The organism is Paenibacillus xylanexedens, assembly GCF_017874615.1.
GTDB lineage: Bacteria > Bacillota > Bacilli > Paenibacillales > Paenibacillaceae > Paenibacillus > Paenibacillus xylanexedens.
Genome location: NZ_JAGIKV010000018.1, coordinates 117,490 through 138,650, shown reverse-complemented (window position 1 = coordinate 138,650; position 21,161 = coordinate 117,490). Strand labels below are relative to the sequence as shown.

18 protein-coding genes are annotated in these 21,161 nt (G+C 47.6%); 11 read left to right on the top strand and 7 right to left on the bottom strand.

All coding sequences use genetic code 11. From position 1 onward, the window contains the following. The first annotated feature begins 459 nt into the window (after positions 1-459). A complete protein-coding gene (locus J2Z28_RS21730; RefSeq protein WP_211084254.1) occupies positions 460-3,168 on the top strand; it encodes a PAS domain S-box protein in 2,709 nt (902 codons plus the stop codon). A gap of 164 nt (positions 3,169-3,332) precedes the next feature. Here the strand turns inward: J2Z28_RS21730 and J2Z28_RS21725 are convergent, their stop codons facing one another. Beyond that, a complete protein-coding gene (locus J2Z28_RS21725; protein WP_211084253.1) occupies positions 3,333-4,286 on the bottom strand; it encodes an L-lactate dehydrogenase in 954 nt (317 codons plus the stop codon). Between the two features lie 546 nt (positions 4,287-4,832). On the opposite strand from J2Z28_RS21725, the gene J2Z28_RS21720 reads away from it, so the two are divergent. Next, entirely contained in the window at positions 4,833-5,519 is a 687-nt protein-coding gene (locus J2Z28_RS21720) for a hypothetical protein (RefSeq protein WP_211084252.1), read from the top strand. A 135-nt stretch (positions 5,520-5,654) separates the two neighbouring features. Then, on the top strand, positions 5,655-6,476 hold the full coding sequence (locus J2Z28_RS21715) for a serine/threonine protein kinase (RefSeq protein WP_211084251.1): 822 nt from the start codon (positions 5,655-5,657) through the stop codon (positions 6,474-6,476). A 215-nt stretch (positions 6,477-6,691) separates the two neighbouring features. Here the strand turns inward: J2Z28_RS21715 and J2Z28_RS21710 are convergent, their stop codons facing one another. Further along, positions 6,692-6,901: a hypothetical protein gene (locus J2Z28_RS21710; protein WP_074093270.1), complete on the bottom strand. Its 210-nt coding sequence runs from the start codon at positions 6,899-6,901 to the stop codon at positions 6,692-6,694. 207 nt (positions 6,902-7,108) lie between these two features. On the opposite strand from J2Z28_RS21710, the gene map reads away from it, so the two are divergent. Continuing rightward, positions 7,109-7,855, top strand: coding sequence for a type I methionyl aminopeptidase (map, locus tag J2Z28_RS21705; protein WP_211084250.1), 747 nt, complete (start codon positions 7,109-7,111; stop codon positions 7,853-7,855). Between the two features lie 174 nt (positions 7,856-8,029). After that, positions 8,030-9,043 carry an NADP-dependent oxidoreductase gene (locus tag J2Z28_RS21700; RefSeq protein ID WP_211084249.1) on the top strand — a complete coding sequence of 338 codons (1,014 nt, stop codon included), beginning with the start codon at positions 8,030-8,032 and terminating at the stop codon, positions 9,041-9,043. A 120-nt stretch (positions 9,044-9,163) separates the two neighbouring features. Here J2Z28_RS21700 and J2Z28_RS21695 read toward each other — a convergent pair whose 3' ends face one another. Further along, positions 9,164-9,649, bottom strand: coding sequence for a CcdC family protein (locus tag J2Z28_RS21695; RefSeq protein WP_036607484.1), 486 nt, complete (start codon positions 9,647-9,649; stop codon positions 9,164-9,166). A 217-nt stretch (positions 9,650-9,866) separates the two neighbouring features. Here J2Z28_RS21695 and J2Z28_RS21690 point away from each other — a divergent pair, with 217 nt between their 5' ends. The 3 genes from J2Z28_RS21690 to J2Z28_RS21680 are packed head-to-tail and all read left to right on the top strand — an operon-like array spanning position 9,867 to position 13,629. Continuing rightward, positions 9,867-11,021, top strand: a complete 1,155-nt coding sequence (locus J2Z28_RS21690; RefSeq protein ID WP_211084248.1) for a HEAT repeat domain-containing protein — start codon at positions 9,867-9,869, stop codon at positions 11,019-11,021. Beyond that, the gene (locus tag J2Z28_RS21685; protein ID WP_211084247.1) at positions 11,002-12,444 is read left to right on the top strand and encodes a glycosyltransferase family 2 protein; all 1,443 of its coding nucleotides are present in this window, start codon (positions 11,002-11,004) and stop codon (positions 12,442-12,444) included. The genes J2Z28_RS21690 and J2Z28_RS21685 overlap by 20 nt, the downstream gene beginning before the upstream one ends. 54 nt (positions 12,445-12,498) lie before the next feature. Then, positions 12,499-13,629 (top strand): hypothetical protein, encoded by a 1,131-nt coding sequence (locus J2Z28_RS21680; RefSeq protein ID WP_211084246.1) that lies wholly within the window; start codon positions 12,499-12,501, stop codon positions 13,627-13,629. Between the two features lie 1,074 nt (positions 13,630-14,703). Here J2Z28_RS21680 and J2Z28_RS21675 read toward each other — a convergent pair. Together J2Z28_RS21675 and J2Z28_RS21670 are read right to left on the bottom strand one after the other, a co-directional pair. Further along, on the bottom strand, positions 14,704-15,276 hold the full coding sequence (locus J2Z28_RS21675; RefSeq protein WP_211084245.1) for a TetR/AcrR family transcriptional regulator: 573 nt from the start codon (positions 15,274-15,276) through the stop codon (positions 14,704-14,706). After that, positions 15,273-16,004: an MBL fold metallo-hydrolase gene (locus J2Z28_RS21670; protein WP_211084244.1), complete on the bottom strand. Its 732-nt coding sequence runs from the start codon at positions 16,002-16,004 to the stop codon at positions 15,273-15,275. Before J2Z28_RS21670 ends, J2Z28_RS21675 begins: the two co-directional genes overlap by 4 nt. Positions 16,005-16,434: 430 nt before the next feature. Between J2Z28_RS21670 and J2Z28_RS21665 the strand changes: the two genes are divergently transcribed. After that, entirely contained in the window at positions 16,435-16,899 is a 465-nt protein-coding gene (locus J2Z28_RS21665) for an RrF2 family transcriptional regulator (RefSeq protein ID WP_091038227.1), read from the top strand. Between the two features lie 262 nt (positions 16,900-17,161). Beyond that, positions 17,162-17,788 (top strand): nitroreductase family protein, encoded by a 627-nt coding sequence (locus J2Z28_RS21660; protein WP_017690935.1) that lies wholly within the window; start codon positions 17,162-17,164, stop codon positions 17,786-17,788. A 157-nt stretch (positions 17,789-17,945) separates the two neighbouring features. Here the strand turns inward: J2Z28_RS21660 and J2Z28_RS21655 are convergent, their stop codons facing one another. Together J2Z28_RS21655 and J2Z28_RS21650 are read right to left on the bottom strand one after the other, a co-directional pair. Further along, positions 17,946-18,629, bottom strand: coding sequence for an S-layer homology domain-containing protein (locus J2Z28_RS21655; RefSeq protein ID WP_211084243.1), 684 nt, complete (start codon positions 18,627-18,629; stop codon positions 17,946-17,948). A 145-nt stretch (positions 18,630-18,774) separates the two neighbouring features. After that, positions 18,775-19,635: an AraC family transcriptional regulator gene (locus J2Z28_RS21650; RefSeq protein ID WP_211084242.1), complete on the bottom strand. Its 861-nt coding sequence runs from the start codon at positions 19,633-19,635 to the stop codon at positions 18,775-18,777. A gap of 235 nt (positions 19,636-19,870) precedes the next feature. Between J2Z28_RS21650 and J2Z28_RS21645 the strand changes: the two genes are divergently transcribed. Then, positions 19,871-20,926 carry a lactonase family protein gene (locus J2Z28_RS21645; protein WP_211084241.1) on the top strand — a complete coding sequence of 352 codons (1,056 nt, stop codon included), beginning with the start codon at positions 19,871-19,873 and terminating at the stop codon, positions 20,924-20,926. Positions 20,927-21,161 lie beyond the last annotated feature (235 nt).

Sequence of the window (21,161 nt, the reverse complement as noted above, 5' to 3'; positions counted from 1 at the left end):
GGAATCTGAGACATGTTATATCCAATGAAACAACTGTTTGCAGCGTTTTTGTCAGGAGATTATGGGGATTAACGTGTCTGATGTTCCTTAAAATTTAAAAAGGGCACATGGACGCCAAATAAGATGTCCTGAGTTCTTTAGAAAATCGCTTAGCCATTCGCCAGAATCAGCTGACTTGGAATTGAACTTCAAGCTTGTTAGAGGCTTACATTGATCCTTGTATAACTTGTCTGCCTTTGAAGACGCCTCCTGAGTAATATTAAAATTCCAAGTATTACCTCACACATCATGTGAATTGAATCATAGATTGTAAGTAAAATGAGACGAGAATCTGGTAAAATAAAAAAAGCTGTTTCTAGGCAGGCTTACATGGTTATTCGAGGGTAGGCCTATTTTTGTAAGGGATAATTAATCCCTGCTGTTAGATGAAGATATTGGCTGAGAAAAGAGGGGTAAGCCTTGGATATTAATAAAACGGAAACCCTGAAGCGCATTATTTCTGAGGGAAGTTCTTACCAATCACTGTTTTTTAACCATCCGGATGCCATTTATGTAATGGACATCCATGGAAACTATATTGATGCTAATCCCTCGGTAGAGCGGATATCTGGGTATACACTGGATGACTTGATTCGTATGAATCAGAGTGAGATCTGTCCTCCGGACAGTGAAAATTCACGCAAACAATACATTAAAGAGGTACTGGCTGGACGTTCAGTCAGTAATCCAATTACTTTTTATCATAAAGATGGTTCCCTGAAACAGGCAGAGATAACGTATGTGCCTATAACGGAGGGAAAAGACGTTGTAGGAATCTATGGCATTGCCAAAGATGTTACCGATATCCTGGAAGTGCACCGTGAGCTTAAGGAGGCACAGGAGAAATATCAGGTGCTGGCTGACCATGCACAAGATCTGATTACAACTTGTGCTACGGATGGCGAGTTGTTATACGTTTCCCCTTCCGTGTACACCTTACTGGGTTATAGGCCGGAGGAAGTCATAGGAAAGTCCTTCAAGGATTATTGTTATTCGGGAGATTATCCGGACCCTTTGGATCTTTCCAAGATCGGCAATGGCTGCAAGATGCGTGTGTTGCACAAGAAGGGACATTATATCTGGATGGAGACATTGGCGAAACCTGTTGCTGGAGAGCGTGGCAAGAGTGTCCAGATTGTTAGCATCAGCAGGGATATTACCCAGCATAAGGATGCGGAAAGACGTCTTCGGGAAAGCCGTCAGCGATACAGATCGTTGTTCGAGCATAACCCGGCAGCTGTGTATTCATTGAATCTGGAAGGTAAATACAGCGCAGTGAACAGCAAACTGGTGCAAATGTTGGATATTCCGCGCAATAAGCTTATTGGCCAATCTTTTTTATCCAATCTGGATAAATGCGAAGTGCAACATGGCAAACATTATTTTGACATGGTGAAGCAAGGCGAACCGCAATATTATGAGACCCGAGTCGTTAATTCAAGTGGTCGGAAGATTGAAGTATCTGTTACGAATGTGCCCATTATTGTGGATAAGGAAATGGTGGGCGTCTATGGGATCGTGTCCGATATTACCGAGCGCAAGGAATACACGGAACGGATTCAGGAGCTCAGCAAGCAACATGAGCTGATTCTCAACACGGTTACGGAAGGAATATTTGGTTTGGATGCGGATGGAATCACCATGTTTATGAATCCAGCAGCAGCTTCGATGTTCGGTTATGAGGCGAAAGAATTCATTGGCAAAAACTCACATCCCATCATCCATCACACCCGTGCAGACGGAAGTCATTTGCCACAAGAAGAATGCCCGATCCACATGACCGTGTTGGATGGACAGATACGTTCAATCAAGGAAGATGTATTCTGGCGTAAAGATGGCAGCAGCTTTCTGGTGCAGTATCAGGTGACGCCGATTATTGAACAGGGACAGATTCAGGGCGCGGTGGTTGTATTTAATGATGTGACTGGCGAACGTGAAATTGTACGTGCCAAAGAGACAGCTGAGCTGGCAGCTCAGGCCAAGTCAGAATTTCTGTCGATGGTTAGCCATGAGATCCGGACACCGATGAACGGGATCGTGGGGATGACAGAATTATTGATCGGTACCGATTTATCGGAAGAACAGCGTGAATATGCCGAGATTATTCGAGACAGCGGCGATGCTCTGCTGAACATCCTTAATGATATTTTGGACTTCAGTAAGCTGGAATCCGGGAAAATGGCACTGGCTTATGAACCATTTGCATTACGCAAGATGCTGGAACAAGTTGCCGAACTGTTTAAACCGCTTGCAGATGAGAAACATCTGGAGATCAGATATCGTCTCAATCCGAGCATCCCTGAGTTCATGGTCGGTGACGCCATGCGTATCCGGCAGATTCTGGTGAACTTGGTTGGCAATGCGCTCAAGTTCACAGATCAGGGAAGCATTGAGGTTGCCGTGGATATTATCAAGGGCAGAAAGCCTGAAGACAGTGTTCTTGATTTTGCGGTGCAAGATACGGGAATTGGCATCCCGGCTGACAAGCTGGATCAGTTGTTTCAGTCCTTCTCTCAACTGCATCCGGTGATTAACCGGAAGTATGGTGGTACCGGACTGGGACTGGTCATTTCCAAGCGACTGGTGGAGATTATGGGAGGCAGTATCAGTGTCGAGAGTACAGAAGGGGAAGGCTCAACCTTCCGGTTTGCTGTTCCTGCGGCGAGTGTAGAAGCTTCAGCAGAACAGACAGCAAGTCAGTTCCATCATGATCGCACACGTCAAAGTGATAAAGTGGCCATGCGTATTCTGGTGGCGGAGGATCATCCGGTGAACCGGAAGATTTTGCGAGAATATCTGGAGAAGCTCGGATACCACGCAGATGTATGTACTAATGGTGTGGAAGCAATTGATGCCATCTCTCAGAATGCTTATGATATTGTCCTGATGGATATTCATATGCCTGTGATGGATGGACTGAAGGCGACAGACCTGTTACACCGCCTAATTCCACAGGATCGCATACCTCCAATCATCGCAGTTACAGCCAATGCCAAACGTGAAGATAAGGAAGCTTGTCTGGAGATGGGTATGCGTGACTTTATTAGCAAACCGGTTATGCTGAGTGAGTTGAAGCGGGTGTTACAGCAATGGGGGCCAAGGGACGAACCTCAGCTTGCACCGAATTGAACAACTACTCAAATCAATTATGAAATTGATTCATCTGGCTGTGAAAAATAATAAACCCAAACATGCCAATAATCCTCCTCGCATGGAGTATTATTGGCATGTTTGCGTTGGCCGGCTTTTGAAGTTGAGCTGAAGCATACAAAGTGGAGTTGTACACGAATGGCTTATACCAGTGTCAGACGATTGATGTTACCTGATAGGATTTCACAGGAGCTGTTGAATTTCTCACGTTCCGTTGCATCCAGATTCAATTCGATAATCTCTTGAATGCCATTGCCACCGATGATTGCAGGAACACCGACGCAAACGTTGTGTTGCTCGTACTCTCCGTCCAGAATGGCCGATACGGCGATGATCTTGTGTTCGTCATTGAGGATGGAACGAGTGATGTGCGCGAGGGCGTTGCCGATCCCGAATTGGGTAGAACCTTTACGGGTAAAGATCTCCCAGCCGGCATCCTTTGTTTTGCGTGCGATATCCTCCAGATCCAGATGTTTGAAGCGCTCCTTGTGCTGATCCATGATGTGCATAATCGGTTTGCCACCGATGGTCACATGGGACCAGGCTACGAACTGGGATTCTCCATGCTCCCCGAGAGCATAACCATGCACACTGCGTGGATCGATGGAGAAGACTTCAGACAGCAGCGTTTTGAGTCGTGAAGAATCAATGGACGTGCCTGTACCGATGACGTGTTCGCGGGGGAGGCCGGATAATTTCCATACCATATAAGTTACTATGTCAACCGGATTGGCAGCGACGACAAAAATCCCGTTAAATCCACTGTTCATGATCGGGACCACGATGTCTTTGGCAATCGATTCCGCTTCCTCCAGAATATCCAGCCGTGTCTGTCCTGGCTTGGGATTCGCCCCGGCGGTTAAGATAATCACATCCATATTGCCACAATCGGCATACATGCCTGCATATACTTTGGTGCGGTTATGTGTGAAGTCCATACAATGGGAAAAATCCAGTGCCTGTGCTACAGCACGGTCATACGTCCGGTCCACCATCATAATTTCCCTGCATATCGATTGATTAATCATGGAATACGCACAACTCGAACCGACAAGACCCGCCCCGATCACCGCTACTTTGCCTGATTTGCCTAACACTGCCGTTCAGCCCCCATTTAGATTGATATTTATCCGTTACTAAAGCGTCCTATGTTAAGTATAGTCCTTTATTTTATGCTGGAATGCACTTCTACGTTACATAAGATAACACATGGAAAAGCTGTGCAGCAATGATATCCGCTATCGCGGGAGCGTATTGGAGTAACGGAGTTAACAAAATTGACATGAATAATTCATAATCATAAGATTTGACGGCGTTTGCACCTGTGTATTCGACATGACAGCATTCATGTTAGTTGTCGGATTGGGGGTTATTTGTGCGGATCATATACCTGACAAAACTTCTTAGGAATCCGCAGAAACAGAACAAAACCGCCAAAGGGATCTGCCGAGAAGCTGACGAATACATACGGACAAGCAAAAGATAAGCATACTTGATCCATGAGACAGGTTGCCCCGATCCGATGACGGTTCCAAAAAAAGGAACGCTGAAGCCATAATGTTTTTATCCAAGAATCAATTTCATAACTCACTAAAGGTATTATGAAATTGATTCCCAAAAGACTTCATTCCGGGAGGGAATTAATGATGATTGAAGAAGCAGGAGCAACGACGGAAACGGCCAAGAGCCTGGGCATAGGTGCCAGTACTCTTCGTAAATATGCGGCGGCACTGGAAGAACAGGGATACCGGTTCGAACGGTCAGCCAACAAATCCAGACTATTCAAGTCCGACGACATCGAGTGCATTGAACGGCTGATGACTGAACTCAGAGAGCATAATCTACCCCTGGCTGATGCTGTGGTGACTGTATTGGCTCCAGAAGTACCTGTAGCTGTAGTAGAAGTAGATGTCCCGGTGGTGGGAATTGAAGGTCTGTCAGAGACGGAATGTGCAGCGACAGTCATGTCATCCGTATTCCCTGAAGAACCTGAAATAATGGGTAATCTGAGATCCTATGAAGGTCTGGGGCAACTGGTAAGTGAGGTGACTTATGGTGCCGTGGAACAACAGCAGGATGATCGGGTACAGCTACTGCAACAGCGGGTCGATGAACTGGAGCTGACCCTTCAGCATCTGGCGGAGACACATATGGCTCTTCAGGAACAGATGGAAAAACAGCGTTTATGGATGAACGAGAAGCTGGAAGAGGAGCGGGATCGTGAACTCGTAACCAATCTGCGCAGTTTCCAGGGAAGAAAACGCAAACCCAAAGGAGTATCCCTGCGTATGTTGTTCGGGTTCCTGCCCAAGAAGCATAAGGAAGCTTGAGCAACAGGCATTTACCCATCGTGATTTTACAGTATCGGCCTGATATAATAAGCTCCATACAACATGAAGACTGGCAACGGACTGCTCAGTGTAGATAAAGACTGAGTGGATCAGGAAGCTGGCGTGGGAGGATCTGTGGAGCTGCGACGAAGCTTTCAAAGAGTGCTCGGACTATGGACGGATCGTCCTCGGCGGGAAGGCGCGACCATTGCTGAGCGTTATACAATACAGGAATTGCTGGGTATGGGGAGCTATGGGCTGACATACCTGTGTACAGATGACCAGAACGGCAGGGAAGTGGCGTTGAAGGAGTCCAAGCCTAGCAAGGGCAGACTCTCTGCGCATCTGTTGGAGCGGGAGGCGGACGTGATGAGACGTCTGCATCATCCGGCGATCCCTGATCTATTGGATGTGTTCACATCCGGGAGACGAAGTTATATCGTTACCGAGTATATTCGTGGACAGACGCTGGAAGATTGCATATTTGAGCAAGGTCTTCGATATACGGAGCGGGAATGTGTGGAATTGGCAGGTCAACTGCTGGCTCCGGTGGCTCATGTGCATGAGCAGGGATATATTCATGGAGATGTGCGGATTCCCAATGTTATTTTACGTGAAGGGACGGTGCATCTGATTGACTTTGGCCTGGCGAGACGCTTGGGGGAGCCGTTGTTGCCGGAGCTAAAGCGACGTATGCGTGAAGTCCCTGAGCCTGAAGATGAACCGGCTACACCGGATCATGATTTGCAGGATATCGGCCACTTTCTTCTCTTTATGCTGTATTCGGCTTATGAGCCAGAGAAGGGCCGTGAACCCGCCAGCTGGCAGGAGGAACTTAAGCTTACGCCGGAATTGCACCAGATGCTGGAGCGACTCCTTGGACTTCGTCCGGGTTATGAAGGCGGGGCGATGGAGTTACAGGCAGAGATTAAGAAGGTGTTGCTGAAATTACAATGAAATAGCTCTGTAGGTGGACCTATACTAGTTATCCGTGACCTCTTCGTATGATACCTGTAGGGGTCTTTTTCCTTTTTACTATATAGAAACAATAAAGGGGTGTTCTGCTGGCCGTAAGTACGGCTGGCGAACACCCCTTTATTACATATTCATTTAATGTAGCGTCCAGTAAGCTGGTGCGATCACGGCTCTTTATAAGCAGTCGTGGAAGCCGCTTAGCTGGAGCTGTATTTTCTGCTTTTGTAATACCCGGAGCCACTACGGCTATCCCGGTATTTCACATCCGAAGAAGAATAGCGCTTGTAGGAGCGCTTGCCTGAGGAACTGCTGTGACGTTTATATGAGCGCCTGTCGGAGGAGCTATGACGTTTGCGGTGAGATGAGGATTTGGAATCGATAAGTTTGCCGATAATCTTTTTGAACATGAGCTTTCACCCTTTCGACTTCAACTGTTTTAAGTATATACGTGGGCAGATCAGAAGGGGTTTCGATTTTTTCATGGAAAATTGTATTCATTGGACAGGAGCTTGGCGTATAATAGGATGTTACTGATTGCACGGAATTTTTTATTTTGAGCGTTTAGCGTTACAATAGAGGACAGGATAAGATTTTAACGGACAGGAGTAGTTGTTATGATTACATTGAAGACCAAAGAACAGATTGAATATATGAAAAAAGCCGGAGAAATTCTCGCCGCATGCCATAGAGAAATTGCAAAGATGATTCGTCCAGGTATTACGACACAGGAGATCGACCAGTTTGCAGAAGCTTTTATGAAGAAAAATGGCGCTACGCCGGAACAAAAGGGATATAACGGATACCAATATGCGACATGTGCGTCGGTTAATGATGTGATCTGTCACGGGTTTCCGGGGAAATATGCACTGAAAGACGGCGATATCGTTACAATCGACATGGTCGTTAATCTGAATGGCTGGCTGGCGGATTCGGCTTGGTCATATGCTGTAGGTGAAGTGACTCCGGAAGCACAACATCTGCTGGATGTAACCAAAAACTCTCTGTACAAAGGCATTGAACTTGCCGTGGTGGGCAACCGGATCGGAGATATCTCCAATGCGATTCAAGTGTATGCAGAAGGTGAAGGCCTATCGGTTGTGCGTGAGTTTATCGGACACGGCATTGGGGAGAAGATGCATGAGGAACCACAAGTCCCTCACTACGGTCCGCCTCATCGGGGTCCTCGTCTCAAGGAAGGCATGGTTATTACGATCGAACCGATGCTGAATATTGGTACGTTCCGAAGTAAGCTGGATTCAGATGGATGGACTGCTCGTACTTTGGATGGAAGTCTGTCTGCCCAGTATGAACATACGATTGCGATTACGGCGGATGGTCCAGTGATTTTGACAGCACAATAATAGCCAAAAGCAGCTACAATGTGACGATATTTGCATATTTCAAGGTGGCCCACGTTTGTGAACCGCCTGTTTCGGTTTAAACTATTAAGAAGTGATAACACAGAGCCAGTGGTAAGTGATCTCAGCTGACAAGGGTTAACCTTGCGTCCACTTGGCAACAAGGAGGTAATTTTGGTGTCTTTAAATAAACAGATCGTACTTGCGTCTCGTCCCGAAGGTGCCCCATCCAGAGAGAATTTCAACTTCATTGATGCACCTCTTCCCGAACCGGAAGCTGGGCAAGTTCTGGTACGTACATTATATTTGTCGGTCGATCCGTACATGAGGGGCCGCATGAAAGATACAAAATCCTATGCTGCACCGTACGCGTTAAATGAAGTGATTAAGGGTGGAGCCATTGGACAGGTTGTGGAATCTTCGGAACCGAATCTGCGCAAAGGTGACCTCGTATCCGGTATGTGGGGCTGGCAGCAATATGCCGCAGTGAATACGGCTGATCTTTCGCTAATTGATACCGAAGAAGCACCAATCACGGCTTACCTGGGTGCGCTGGGCCTGACGGGTCTGACGGCTTATTTTGGTATGGAGGACATCGGCAAACCGAAGGACGGCGAAACGGTTGTTGTATCGGGAGCAGCCGGAGCGGTAGGCATGATTGCAGGTCAGATTGGTAAAATTGTGGGAGCACGCGTGGTTGGTATTGCAGGCTCTGATGAGAAATGCACTTATTTGAAAGAAAAGCTGGGCTTCGACGTGGTGTTGAACTACAAGAAGGAGCAGGATATGTCAGCGGCCATTGAACGGGCTTGCCCGGATGGTGTAGATGTCTACTTTGACAATGTGGGCGGTGACATCTCGGATGCAGTCTTGCGCCACATCAATCGGAATGCACGTATTCCGTTATGCGGTCAGATCTCGTCTTATAATCTGGAGAAACCGGATATCGGGATGCGACCACAGACATTGCTGTTAACAAATACAGCATTAATGAAAGGTTTCCTGCTGGGTGACTACACCAAATCCTTCAAAGAAGGCCGCGCCAAGTTGGCGAAATGGATCAAGGAAGGTCATATACAGTATGAAGAAAACATTGTGGACGGGTTCGAACAGACGCCGGAAGCATTCATGGGCCTCTTCTCGGGAGATAATCTGGGCAAGCAACTGGTTAAGGTTGCAGATCCTGAATAGATATCGAATGGTTTACATGTACAATGAGGTTGAAAACGAAAAGACACGTTCTGCACACCGAGGGTGCAGCAGAACGTGTCTTTTTTATCTGTAAATCTGTGCGTGGTCTATGTAGGGTGACTAGTGTTCGGCGACCAGCACTTCTTTGTAGTGTTTGTACATATATACACGCCAGCGTACAATCATGCCAAAAGCCAGCAGGAAGAACAATCCGCCTGTTTGCGGAATACTTACATATCGCTGAATGACTTCATGCAGAATCAGGCGTACGGCCAGCAATCCAAGCAAAATAAAAGCAAAGCTGCGAGAACGTGTGGCAAAAATTTCTTCACCTACTCGTTCAAACCGTGTACTGCGAATGAGGGGATAGGAGAAGAGGAACCAGCCCACCAGAAACGCAAAGAATGCCCAGAGTAGAGGAACATGTGTTGCCGGTACAACAAACATTAGAAATCCTGTGCTCATGCCGAGCGGAGGAATAAGGATTTTGCGAATGGTCACTGGTCTGTGACTGGCTTTCATGCGGATGAAGATGGCAAGCAGTGCCATGACGAGCATGCCCACGGTTGCTCCGATTTGCAGGTAGTACGGACTGATTTGAGCCACGTAGAACTCCCTCTTTCTGGAATAATATGTTATCCGGTGATCCGGAACCCAGTACGAATTGCCGGAATTTTCAGTTCCTATTATATCACAAACGCAGAAAGCCGATAGAAAGCTTAGTGTATCATATACCCGATATGTATTCACAGGGTGTATTTGAAAATTTTGTATTATTGTGCCCGTTGTAAGGCTGTTTATTCGATTAAGGGGAAATCATGCAATGATTGGACAACAATGGATGTATATCAAACTTATCGGCTCACATCATAGAGGGTGGCTTGTAGGCAATACAGATTGGTTAGTACATGTGGTCAGCCTCATATGTGCAAGTGTACTAGCTTTTTTGCTGGTTATCTACAGTTACATCTTATGGATGAAATATAGCAGTAGGCGCAGGGAAAAGGTTAAGACGGTACGGATGCAGGAATTGCTTGCAGAAGGTTCATTTCTACAACGGTACCTGAACGAGGGAGAAATCGGCGTAGACTTATTAAATATGAGTGGAGATCAACAGAGCGTTTTGCAGCAGCTGTTATTGCAACGGCTTGCTCAAGGTCCGGTAGAGCACGAGACTCTGCGAATTCGTCTGTTATCCTGGCAAGTCTTTGGAAGTTCATACCGGTCGGTTCTGAAGTCGGGAAAGTGGAGTGAACGGGTCAACACGTTGTTATATATTGAACAGTTTCATATGATAGAGCTTCTGCCCAGGTTAGAGGATATGTTGCGGGTTACTTCCTGTACGCCGCTTGAACGCTTCATCATATTGCGCATATATGCCAGAACCGGTTATTTCAGAATCGTGAAGGAATTGTTGCGTGAGCAATATGTATGGTCCGATTCGCAGTATCTGCGGATTCTGCTGTTGCTTACCGATTCAACCTGGACTCGTCTGAAGGATCATTTTAAGGATGTACCTTACCAGATCCAGTCTAATATCGTCCATGCCATTCGTATTCGAGATGACCAGACGGAGGGTGCCGTTGTTCTACTGGAGAAGCTCATTCTTGGAGAGGATGCGTTGCTGCGTACCCACGCTTATCAGGCATTGGCTCAAGTGAGCAGAGGTCGCGAAGAGTTGCTGAAGGGGCTATTGCTGGTATGGAACGAATCTGGTGAGGAGAGGCAACGCTCTGAAAGACTAACAGTGACCCAGCTTATGGGTACTGTTCATGCGGATGCTTTTATTCCTAGACTGAAGGTAATGATGGGTGATCCTTCTTTTCAGATCCGACAGGAAGCGGCGAACTCTCTTGCCCGGTACGAGCAGGGACTTGAAGAGCTCCGGGATACGGCTGTAAACCATCCGGATAAATATGCAAGGCAGATAGCGGAGGAAACGCTGGAAAGGATGCAGTATGGACGAAAGATGGATTGAGATGCTGCGGAGTTTTGTTTTGGCATGTTACGAGGGGATATTTATCTATCTGGTGTTAGCGATTGTGATGTGTAGTGTTCTGGTAGTTGCTGCCGCTCGCACATTGATCCGCCGGAGGGATCTGGACCCGCTGCAATATCATGAGATGTTGGATGAAGAACTGGCTCCTGCGGTATCCCTGCTTGTTCCGGTGCGGAATAGCGAGGATACGATCGTACAGCGAATTAGCTGTCTGCTGGATATTCAATATGCACGCTATGAGGTTATTATCATTAATGATGGAGCAGAGGATGGAACAATGTCACGGTTAAAGGAAATCTATGACCTCATGCCCATTCGGAGTAAAGTTCATTATTCGGGACTCGGCCAGGAGACAGCTCAGATTAAATGTGTCTATCAATCCAGGTTGCATCATCGTCTGGTTGTGATCGACAAGGAATATGGAGGACGAATGGACTCCCTGAATGCAGGTCTGAATATCTCGCAATATCCTTATATCGCCTCTGTTGGACCCAGGACAGTTCTGGAACGGGATGCATTGGTGAAGATTATGAAACCCGTTATGGATGCTCTCCCAGGAGAAGAGGTCGTTGCTTGTAGTGGACGAGTAGATCTCATGGCCCCCAGAAATACGAATCATGCGGATTCAACCAACAACGGCGCAAGAAGGATGGGCAGTACGTTGTATGTAATGCAGACCATTGAATACGTGCGTGCTTTTCTGATTAGCGGTGTGGGACTTGTTCGTTATAATATTAATGTGCTTTTATTTACGTCTGAAGTATTCGGTATATTCAAAAAGAACCGGGTGTTGGAAGTTGGAGGTTACAAGTGCGATGACCAGGTCGCTCACATGGAACTGGTGATGCGGTTACAGAAACATATGAAGCAGATTCGGGAACGTGGCCGTATTATATATATTCCCGATCCGATCTGCAGGGTAGAAGTACCCGGTACATGGCATCAGCTGTGCAGACAGCGTATCGGTTGGCACATGCAGCTTGCAAGCAGTTTATGGACTCAGCGGAGCATGATCTTCAATCCGGCCTATGGCTGGATGGGGATGGTATCCATCCCGTATTTTATTTTGATCGAATTGTTGGGGCCTGTGTTGGAACTGGGAGCGATCGTGCTGTTCATTGCAGGCATAGGGCTACAGTGGGTGGATATTAACCTATGCATCATTCTCGTTCTGCTACTGACCCTCTATGGTTCCTTGTTGTCCGCAAGTGTGGTGATGTTCGAAATATGGTGTTCACGCAAGGCATATACGTCCCGAGAGGTGACACGTCTGCTGTTGTATGCATGTACGGAGACGTTCTGGTTCAGACCGCTGAATAACATATCCCGTATATATGGCATGTTGCAGGCTATGGGATTGCGGAAGGCAGAGGAAAAGGACAGCAGACATGGATTAGGGTAATCTACCAACCGATCCTGGCAATACCTTGGAACAGAGCAAGGAGGAATACGCTTCATGAAAAAAAGTTACAGGCCAGCCACGATGTGGACGCTGGCTTGTTGTACAGTGGTATCGGTGGTGCTGGTTGTCCCCTGGATTATGTGGCAATCTCAGGCTGCGGTTCCACTGAACATCATGATTATTGACAAGAGCAGACCGGACTTGTCCTATCAGGGGCACAAGGGGTTGGTTTGGCTTCTGAATCAACAGAAAATTGTACAGCACACAGGGGAATACTACTCGTATGAAGAGGACTATTACGGCTATGATATTCAGAAGGGGCTTCCCCGGATGAAACAACTGCTGCCTGATGAGTTGACAGACACGGATCTGATCTATCTGACGGCGAATCGCAGCAGTCTGTCTGCACAGAAGAGTGAAGGGAAACAAGACGGAATCTATGAAGGATTAACGATATATGATGTGCAGAAGATTCGGGAGGCTGCTTATAAAGGCGTAACGATTGTTGCCGAATACAGTGCATTGGCAAATACGGCTTCGAAGATGACCAGGGAGCAGCTGTATCCCATCTTGGGAGTGAATAGCAGTGGATGGCAAGGGAAATCGGTATCTAATCTGCAAAGTATGGAAGAAGTCCCCCGGTGGGTTCGGGCGAATTATGAGCAGCGGAAGAAGAAAAAATGGCCATATTCCGGGGCTGGTATTATGCTGGTTCATGTAGATGGGCAGGTCATAGTGCTGGAGAAAGGCCCGGATGTGAAGACAGGCAATATACAGGTTGCTTTTACACCGGAAGGCAGCGATTGGAGCGGTATAACCCAGGATATACATTACAATGGCTGGTTCGATATCATTGTGCCGCAACAGAAGAATTCCATACTGGCCTGGTATAAGACGGATCTGACGGAGACAGGTGAGCAGAAGCTGGTGGATGCAGGAATTCCTGCGGAATTTGCTGCACTGGTCCGATATGACGACTATAATCGGGCGTATTACATGGCAGGGTCATTCGGTGAGATGAAGCATTATTCCTTCTGGCGCCGAATCCGGGGATGGGAGGTCGTCCGATCCAAGCTTACGCCCGATCAGAAAGATATTCCGGACATGTTCTACTGGAAGGTGTACGTGCCCGTGATGAAGCATATTTTGAATGAAGTGCAGGATGGACGACAGCAATGGCCATAGACAGGCTATCGAGAACCGTTTCGATGGAAAGAGGGAAGAGAAAGTCCATTCCACCTTTGGAGAGGAACGGGAGATGTACATATTAGAGAAGTGCGTCGTTGTTAGTGGCAAAAGTGTGGTTGAGAGACAGGGCGTATCAAGTAAGGATCAGATTGCCAGGTGAAATGGGACTGGGACTGGGTAGATTGAATACGTTTCAGACCCTTTCCACCCTGAACAATGGGAGTTGTAGCTAGATCCTCAACAATGATTAACCCACTGCGGCGTACATGTAGTGTGATCTATAAAATGATTCGTATTAAAACACGTATTAAAACAAGTCCTAAAGTGTGCATCACGACCAGGGTAAGCTCCGTATCTAGAATCGCCCCAATGTGTGCACTGAACTATAGCGTGATCTATACATGAATAGAAATAAAGCATGTACTACCATGTGCATTACGAGCAAGGTAAAATCCTTGTCTAGTCATGTACCCGCATCCGCATGATCAATACAATTTGGAGCATGAACACTCCATATTTAGAGTCCATAACACAATGTGTGTCTGGACTTATGCGCCAATATGATGAGTGGACGAGTATCTATGACATCGTGATCTGAAGCACCGTACGTAGCACGTTCTAACGAACTCAGCACATCTTATTGGGCCTAATTTGGTACGTTGGTAAATGTAACGAATCACAGACACGTTAAATGACGGAATATACTCAATATTCCTGTCCTGCAGCCAGTTTTCTGCGAAATAGGACGTGTGGAGTTCGTTAATTGTTGTTATTCGCTCTAATTGCCGTTATAGCGTGTCCTCGGTTCGTTAGATTTTGGTCAGAGGGCACCGATCATAGCATCACGCAACCGAGGCGCCCCTTTTTCTACTGTATTACTTCTGTATTAAAAGAAATTATAAAGAACACAAGCCGATGAAAGATAAATTCAAAGTGGATGTTAATGTGTTAAAAGTCATTGGCGCAAATATAACATTATTACTTCCAAATCTATGGGATGTACCAGTACACGGCAATGAAAAAGGACTGCAGTTCCTCTGCAGTCCTTTTTCATGATGCAATGCGTGCGTACTAGTTTTCGTGAAGATGCCGGAGTCCGTGCAGGAAGGCGGATACGGTCAGACGCAGACTTTCGTCCGGATCAAAGTCCATGCCGAAGCCGCCTTGTGCCTCAATGGAGGCAAATCCATGGCAGAGGCTGCGCAAACCACGAACGGCATGCAATGCTTCCGCTTCGGTGAGCGGGTAGGGCTGCAAGCTGTGCAGCAGCAACTCCAGCGTAGCTGTGCTGGCCGCGGCGAGCCGTGGCTCCTCGCGATCCGGGGCATGAAATGAGGCTTCGTACAGCCCGGGGTGCTCGCGGACGAAGCCAATGTATGCCGCAGCGATGGCCTGGATGGCATCGTCGCCTGTGCGGTCAGCCGTAGCCGCGGTTAATGCGCGGCTAAGCTGTTGTACGGACATCAGCGCCATTTCCTGGCGAAGCCCGGGAAGTCCGCTGATGTGGTTATAGAGCGACGGCGAGCGCACATCCAGCCGCTGTGCCAACGCGGCGAGTGTCAGCGCCTGAAAGCCGTCGCTGTCAGCAAGCTGGGTGGCGGCGCTGAGCAAAGCGCCGCGATCCAGCCCTTGCCGGGGGCTCACAGTTGCCCCCCGGCAAGACCGAACCGCTGCTGTGCATCAGCGGTTGCCGCGCGCATGGCGGCCGCGGGCTGGCGCAGCATCCGTCCGTGGCCTACAGCCAGCACGGACGGTTCCAGCTCCGCCAGGCGCTTCGCGCTGGCCAGAGCCGCTTCGCGGTTCCACGTCGCCAGCGCGGGGAACGGGAAGAGCGGGCGCATGCGGCCGGATACGGCAAGGCCGCCGTGCAGCTGGTACGCGTCGCCAGCGATGAGCACGCGGCTGCGCGTATCCATGAAGGACATATGCCCCGGCGTATGTCCTGGTGAGGCAATGGCGACCAGTGAACCAATCTGGTCACCGTCATCCAGCAAGTGGCTTGGCTGGGTGCGCATCGCTTTGGGCTTAGGTACGCCGCCGCGTACCGGGGTTTGCGATTCACCGGGAAGAAGGGAAGTATCACCCCCCAATAGCCGGGCATCCCGTCTGGAGATGAAGACCTCGGCTTGGGGCAGTGCCTCTTTGAGACGATCCAATGCACCAATATGGTCGCTATGAGCGTGAGTCAGAATGATATTGGTAATGGGCTTTCCAAGGGACTGGGCAGTTGCCAAAATCCCATTAAGACTGAGCGGTATTCCGGCATCAATCAGGGTTAATCCGTCTTCCTCTTCAACCAGGTATACGTTCACAGGGAAGAGTCTTGGAAAAAACGTAACTTGAACAACATCAAATTCTCGGGTAATGCGCATCGATAAACCCTCCTTAAAACTAATGATATTAGTATAATAAGTAATGGCATTAGTTTTAGCAATACCTGTTGTTCAATTTATTCAAATAAAAAAAATTTAAAATAATGATTCACTTTACAAAAAAAGCGTTTTCAAATTGAAGATTACCGATTATAATAAACACGTAAGCCCTTTCATATGTCTATCTTATTGGAGCCCTTCGCGTAGCGGAAGGCTCACTTTTTTGTTCTTTTTGGATTAAAATGAAGACGGGATGTTAATCCTGGCTTAATTGTGTTGAAGAGCTGTAAGTATTGGTATAACAGGAAAAATCACGTTTGATCCCCATCCTGGGTGAAAGTTGACAAACATAACTGTTATTCATATAATGACAGTTATACTTACCTTGGGTTGAGTTCATCGGTGTTGTAAGCCGGGAAGGGAGTAAGTTATGAACAGCGAATTTACCATAGCGGTGCATTGTCTTGTTTTTCTGTCGATGAGAGATGAGTGTATGGCCAATAGTGAAGATTTGTCCCAGAGTGTGGGTACACACCCGGCCAGAGTCCGTAAGGTACTTAGTGTTCTGCGCAAGCATGGTTACCTGACGACCAAGGAAGGTGCTCATGGTGGGTACTTGCTTAGCCGTCCAAGTGAAGAGATCAAGCTTGGAGAATTGTACAGACTGGTAGCTGGTGGTTCACTCGGTCCCAACTGGTGCTCAGGGGAGTCCGGTTCATCGTGCGTGGTATCTTCCAATATGCAGGATGTGATGGGGAACATATATAACGGAGGCGAAGAGGCGCTCAGCGCTTATTTTGACCGTATATCCATTCAAGATGTGAAAGAGCGCATAGGTCATGGGGAAGCGATAACCTTGTCGCTGAATGGATTGCCTGCAAAGGAGAAGTCCTGACGGAGTCCACAACGAATGGTCCTTCATGATATGGCCTTGGTTTAGTCAGGCATGGTTGGGCAAGTTATGGCATTGGCGTGTGCTCCGGTGAAAGATCCATTGATGTTCTCAGGCGATTCCGGGCATAACGTGAACACAGATGGGGAGAGATCGTCTGCGCTGATGTTATTTTCGGAAGGCAAATCCTTGGTAGAGCATACTTTAAGATCACCTTGCGAAAGTAAAGAAGTATAAACAAACTAGATTCTGGGGAGTGGAACACATGTCAGGCATTGAAAAAAATGAAACACTTCGCGTTATTAGCGAACGCCATGCTGTCAAAAAGTATGAAAAAGGGTTTGAATTGCCTGAAGCTGATCTCAATGCGATTCTGACAGCAGCTGCGGAAGCACCATCTTCATGGAACCTGCAACACTGGAGATTCCTCGTGATTGAATCCGAAGCAGACAAAGCGAAATTGCTACCAGTTGCTTACGGTCAAAGTCAGATCGTGGAAAGTTCAGTTACGATTGCTGTTCTTGGAGATTTGGAAGCAAACCGTAACACCGTAATCTACGATCAAGCTGTTGAAGCAGGCGCACTGACTGCTGAGGTTCGTGACGCATTGGTTGGACAGATCAACGGTGCTTACCAGAGCCCGCAAATCGCTCGCGATGAAGCGATCCGCAATGCATCTTTTGCTTCCCAAAATATTATGCTTGCTGCACGCTCCCTGGGTTACGATACATGTCCAATCGGTGGATATAATCCACAAAAACTGATGGAAACATTCAACATTCCTGCACGATTTTTGCCAACGTTGTTGATTACTGTAGGTAAAGCTGCACAGCCAGCTCGCCCGTCAGGACGTTTACCGTTGTCTGAGGTTGTTGTTAAAGGTTCTTTCTAAGTTAGAAAGTTAAATTTGATGATTGCATCAGTGATATAGGTATAATACAAAAGGCCGCACTTTCCTGTTGAGGGAAGGTGCGGGCTTTTGGCATATCGGTGTTTTATGAAAAGACCGTTCACTGGGGCTCTAATAGCAGACTTCCATCATGAAATGATTACTTCTCAGGTGTCTCCGGGATTTGTGGTGCGTGGAACGATTCCATGTACTCAATTGCGTTATACATCATCACTGCTGCTTCGGCACGAGTAATCGTTTGTTTGGGATTGAAGTTTCCGTCGGCATCCAGTTCATTGATTTTGAGAACGAGTGAACGCTGAATGGCACCTTGATACTCTGGCGTAAGTTCCTGTTCGTCGGTAATGTCCACAGGTTTGATATTAATCATCGGCAGACCGCCTTTGGCCTCTATGCCTTGCATCAGGAACAGTGTGAATTGTTCACGAGTAAGCGGTTTGGACGGATCGACATCCTGTGACATCTGAATGCCATTATATTGGGCGCGGATAAATGCATCACTGTACCATACGCCATCTTTTACAGCAGAGAAGTAGTCACTTGGTACCGGCATTTTGATAAAACGAATCGTGTCCAGATTCAGATTCAGGCCGTCCGCAATCAGTTGAATGCCCTGAGCGGTATTTAACTCCAGTTCAGGTTTGAACAAGCTGTCACTCACACCTTTGATGAATCCATCTTTATGGAGAGATTCGATTTTGTCTGCTCCTGCGATACCTTGAATATCCGTGAATTGGGCCTGCGCAGCGTTAATCGGGCCTGCACTTAGAGACAGCGTGAGCAGAGCCCCCGCAGTTAATGTAGCAAGTATATTTTTTTTCATGATAGGTTCGCCTCACTTTTCCAGGGATGATCCCTTTATATAAAAGTTATTTGCCCCTATAGACGACCCTTCTGTTCAAAAGGTTGCTGTAATTTTCCAACTGAATTCCTATTAATTCAGAAAGGGCTAAGTGAAGGCACTGCCTCTAACCTTTGGATTTATTTCGATAATCCGTGGGTGAACGTCCCATCATTTTGCTGAACAGACGGGAGAAGTAGTACGGGTCTTTGAATCCAAGCTCGGAACTGATCTGCTTCACGGTCCAATCGGTAAAATCCAGATAGCGGCAGGAATGCTGAATCTTCAGCCGCAGGAAATAATCGATGGGCGAATGCCCCGTAGCTTGCTTGAATAACTGAGAGTAATGAGGGACAGACAGCCGCGCGTTTGCTGCCAGTTCCTTGAGGGTGATTCCATTCTCCAGGTGCTCCAGCATATATTGGACGGATTGCTCGGCCGCACGTTTGCTGCTCACGATCCCACCATCTGTCCCTGTCGTCTCCGGTCCATAAGCGAGCATGCCAAGCATATAGCCAATAATCTGGGAGGCATATGTCATCGTCTGCATGGAGTAACCCGTCTCAAGTGCGCCGTAACATTCATGGAACAGCTCAAGCCATTTTTGAGCCTTGGCCGGTGGCATGGTAGTAATATGATGAGTTAACAAGGGTTCTATGTAGGATAAAGCGTGTTCCCCGCGCAGATGAATCCAGAAGATGCTCCATGGTTCAGCTGCGTTGGCACCATACACATGAGAGACATGTGCAGGTAATATAACGAGGTTTCCCGGGCTGACATCATATGTCTTGCTGCCATCCATCGTATACCAGCCTGTGCCTTGGACACAGTACATCAGAATGTGTGATTCACAACCATCGGGACGGTCACGGTAATGATGCTCCGCTTCGTGAAAGTAACCGATATCGGTAACGTATAATCCGGACGTGACCGGATAAGCTGCGGTTTCTTGTAGCAGGGAGTCCGGAAGCACAATGAGTTTTTGCATACGAAATCCGTCAGATTTACGCTGTAGGGGTGGTCTGTTGTTAGGTCTCATACTTTGTATTATGGTGAGAGGCGATAAGGGAGTCAATGCCAGATATGAGAGCGCTCACCGGAGGTGTTCTCGATTTAGAAAGCCACGTTACATGAAGTGAAGCAGTTGCCCGTGAATTGGGTAAGTACATACCAGTGGGAAGAATCAGAACAGTGAATATACAGGATAAGGGAGAGATTTAGTTATGGAACCAGTCACAACTCAGGAAACGCTTTTCTACACAGGTACGTATGCGTCAGCGGATGAACCCGGAATATTCCTATGTGCGTTGAATGCGGATACAGGAGAGATGAGAATTGTCAATCACATGGATGGTGTGGATAATCCGTCTTATCTGGCGCTATCCCCGGATGGAAACTCTCTTTATGTGGCGAGTGAGACGGACGAGGGAGAGGTGTTGGTCTATCGGAGAGATGCGGCAACGAGTGAGCTGCACCTGATGGATCGAAAACAGACCAGAGGGGCTTCTCCATGTTATGTGTCTGTCTCCAAGAATGGTCAGTGGGTGTTCTCATCCAACTATAGCAGCGGCAGTGTAAATGTATTCCCGGTTGGCGATCAGGGGACGCTTGGTGAGATGAGTGCATGGGTGGAGCACACGGGAAGTGGAATTAACGAAGAACGGCAGGAAGGGCCGCATGCACACTCCATTCAACCCGATCCGTCCGGGCAGTATGCGGTCGTATGTGACCTCGGTCTGGATCAGATCATTGTGTATCGCTTGGAAGAGGGACGCCTGGTTACCCATCGTGAGATGGATCAGCCACCAGGCGCAGGGCCGAGGCATCTTGTGTTCCATCCCAACTCGAAGTGGGCTTATGTGATCAATGAATTGGACAACACGGTTACGGCATTCCTGTACGATGAGCGCAGAGGGGAGTTCACTACGGTGCAGCACATTTCCACACTTCCAGAAGGGCATAAAGGAGAGGGTACGGCTGCAGACATCCGTGTATCTCCATGTGGACGTTTCCTGTATGCATCCAATCGGGGAGATGACAGCATCGTGCTCTATCATATTGATCAGGAGAGCGGTGAGTTGGAAGCCGTAGAGTGGACGTCCACAATTGGGCAGACACCGCGTAACTTTAATATTTTGCCAGGTGGGATTCTGGTTGTGGCGAATCAGGACAGCAATAACCTCGTAGGTTTCCAGATCAGTGAAGAAGACGGACGTCTGACGCATAACGGGTTCAAGCTGGAACTGCCTCGTCCGGTATGTATTGCGCCTGTGGTATAAAAGTTGTAATACGGTGAAGTAAACGTGGAATATTACATCTAAAAAGTGGTCGTCTATAAGCTGTGAAATCATGGAGAAACACATGGTTTTACAGCTTTTTTTAGTCTTTTTATGAGAACATGGGAATCGTCCCATATCCGTGAGTTAGTTGATTGTGATTCCAGTCGACTGAAGCAATTCGAAGAATGGGCAACGGCTAACCGAAGGAGAAATCCTTTGGCTTTTTTCATGTACC

What these genes read in the sequence shown, in the direction of transcription:
- J2Z28_RS21720 (WP_211084252.1), top strand. Translation starts at nt 4,833, where the DNA reads ATGATGATTGAAGAAGCAGGAGCAACGACGGAAACGGCCAAGAGCCTG.
- J2Z28_RS21710 (WP_074093270.1), bottom strand. Translation starts at nt 6,901, where the DNA reads ATGTTCAAAAAGATTATCGGCAAACTTATCGATTCCAAATCCTCATCT.
- map (WP_211084250.1), top strand. Translation starts at nt 7,109, where the DNA reads ATGATTACATTGAAGACCAAAGAACAGATTGAATATATGAAAAAAGCC.
- J2Z28_RS21690 (WP_211084248.1), top strand. Translation starts at nt 9,867, where the DNA reads ATGATTGGACAACAATGGATGTATATCAAACTTATCGGCTCACATCAT.
- J2Z28_RS21685 (WP_211084247.1), top strand. Translation starts at nt 11,002, where the DNA reads ATGGACGAAAGATGGATTGAGATGCTGCGGAGTTTTGTTTTGGCATGT.
- J2Z28_RS21680 (WP_211084246.1), top strand. Translation starts at nt 12,499, where the DNA reads ATGAAAAAAAGTTACAGGCCAGCCACGATGTGGACGCTGGCTTGTTGT.
- J2Z28_RS21670 (WP_211084244.1), bottom strand. Translation starts at nt 16,004, where the DNA reads ATGCGCATTACCCGAGAATTTGATGTTGTTCAAGTTACGTTTTTTCCA.
- J2Z28_RS21665 (WP_091038227.1), top strand. Translation starts at nt 16,435, where the DNA reads ATGAACAGCGAATTTACCATAGCGGTGCATTGTCTTGTTTTTCTGTCG.
- J2Z28_RS21660 (WP_017690935.1), top strand. Translation starts at nt 17,162, where the DNA reads ATGTCAGGCATTGAAAAAAATGAAACACTTCGCGTTATTAGCGAACGC.
- J2Z28_RS21655 (WP_211084243.1), bottom strand. Translation starts at nt 18,629, where the DNA reads ATGAAAAAAAATATACTTGCTACATTAACTGCGGGGGCTCTGCTCACG.
- J2Z28_RS21650 (WP_211084242.1), bottom strand. Translation starts at nt 19,635, where the DNA reads ATGCAAAAACTCATTGTGCTTCCGGACTCCCTGCTACAAGAAACCGCA.
- J2Z28_RS21645 (WP_211084241.1), top strand. Translation starts at nt 19,871, where the DNA reads ATGGAACCAGTCACAACTCAGGAAACGCTTTTCTACACAGGTACGTAT.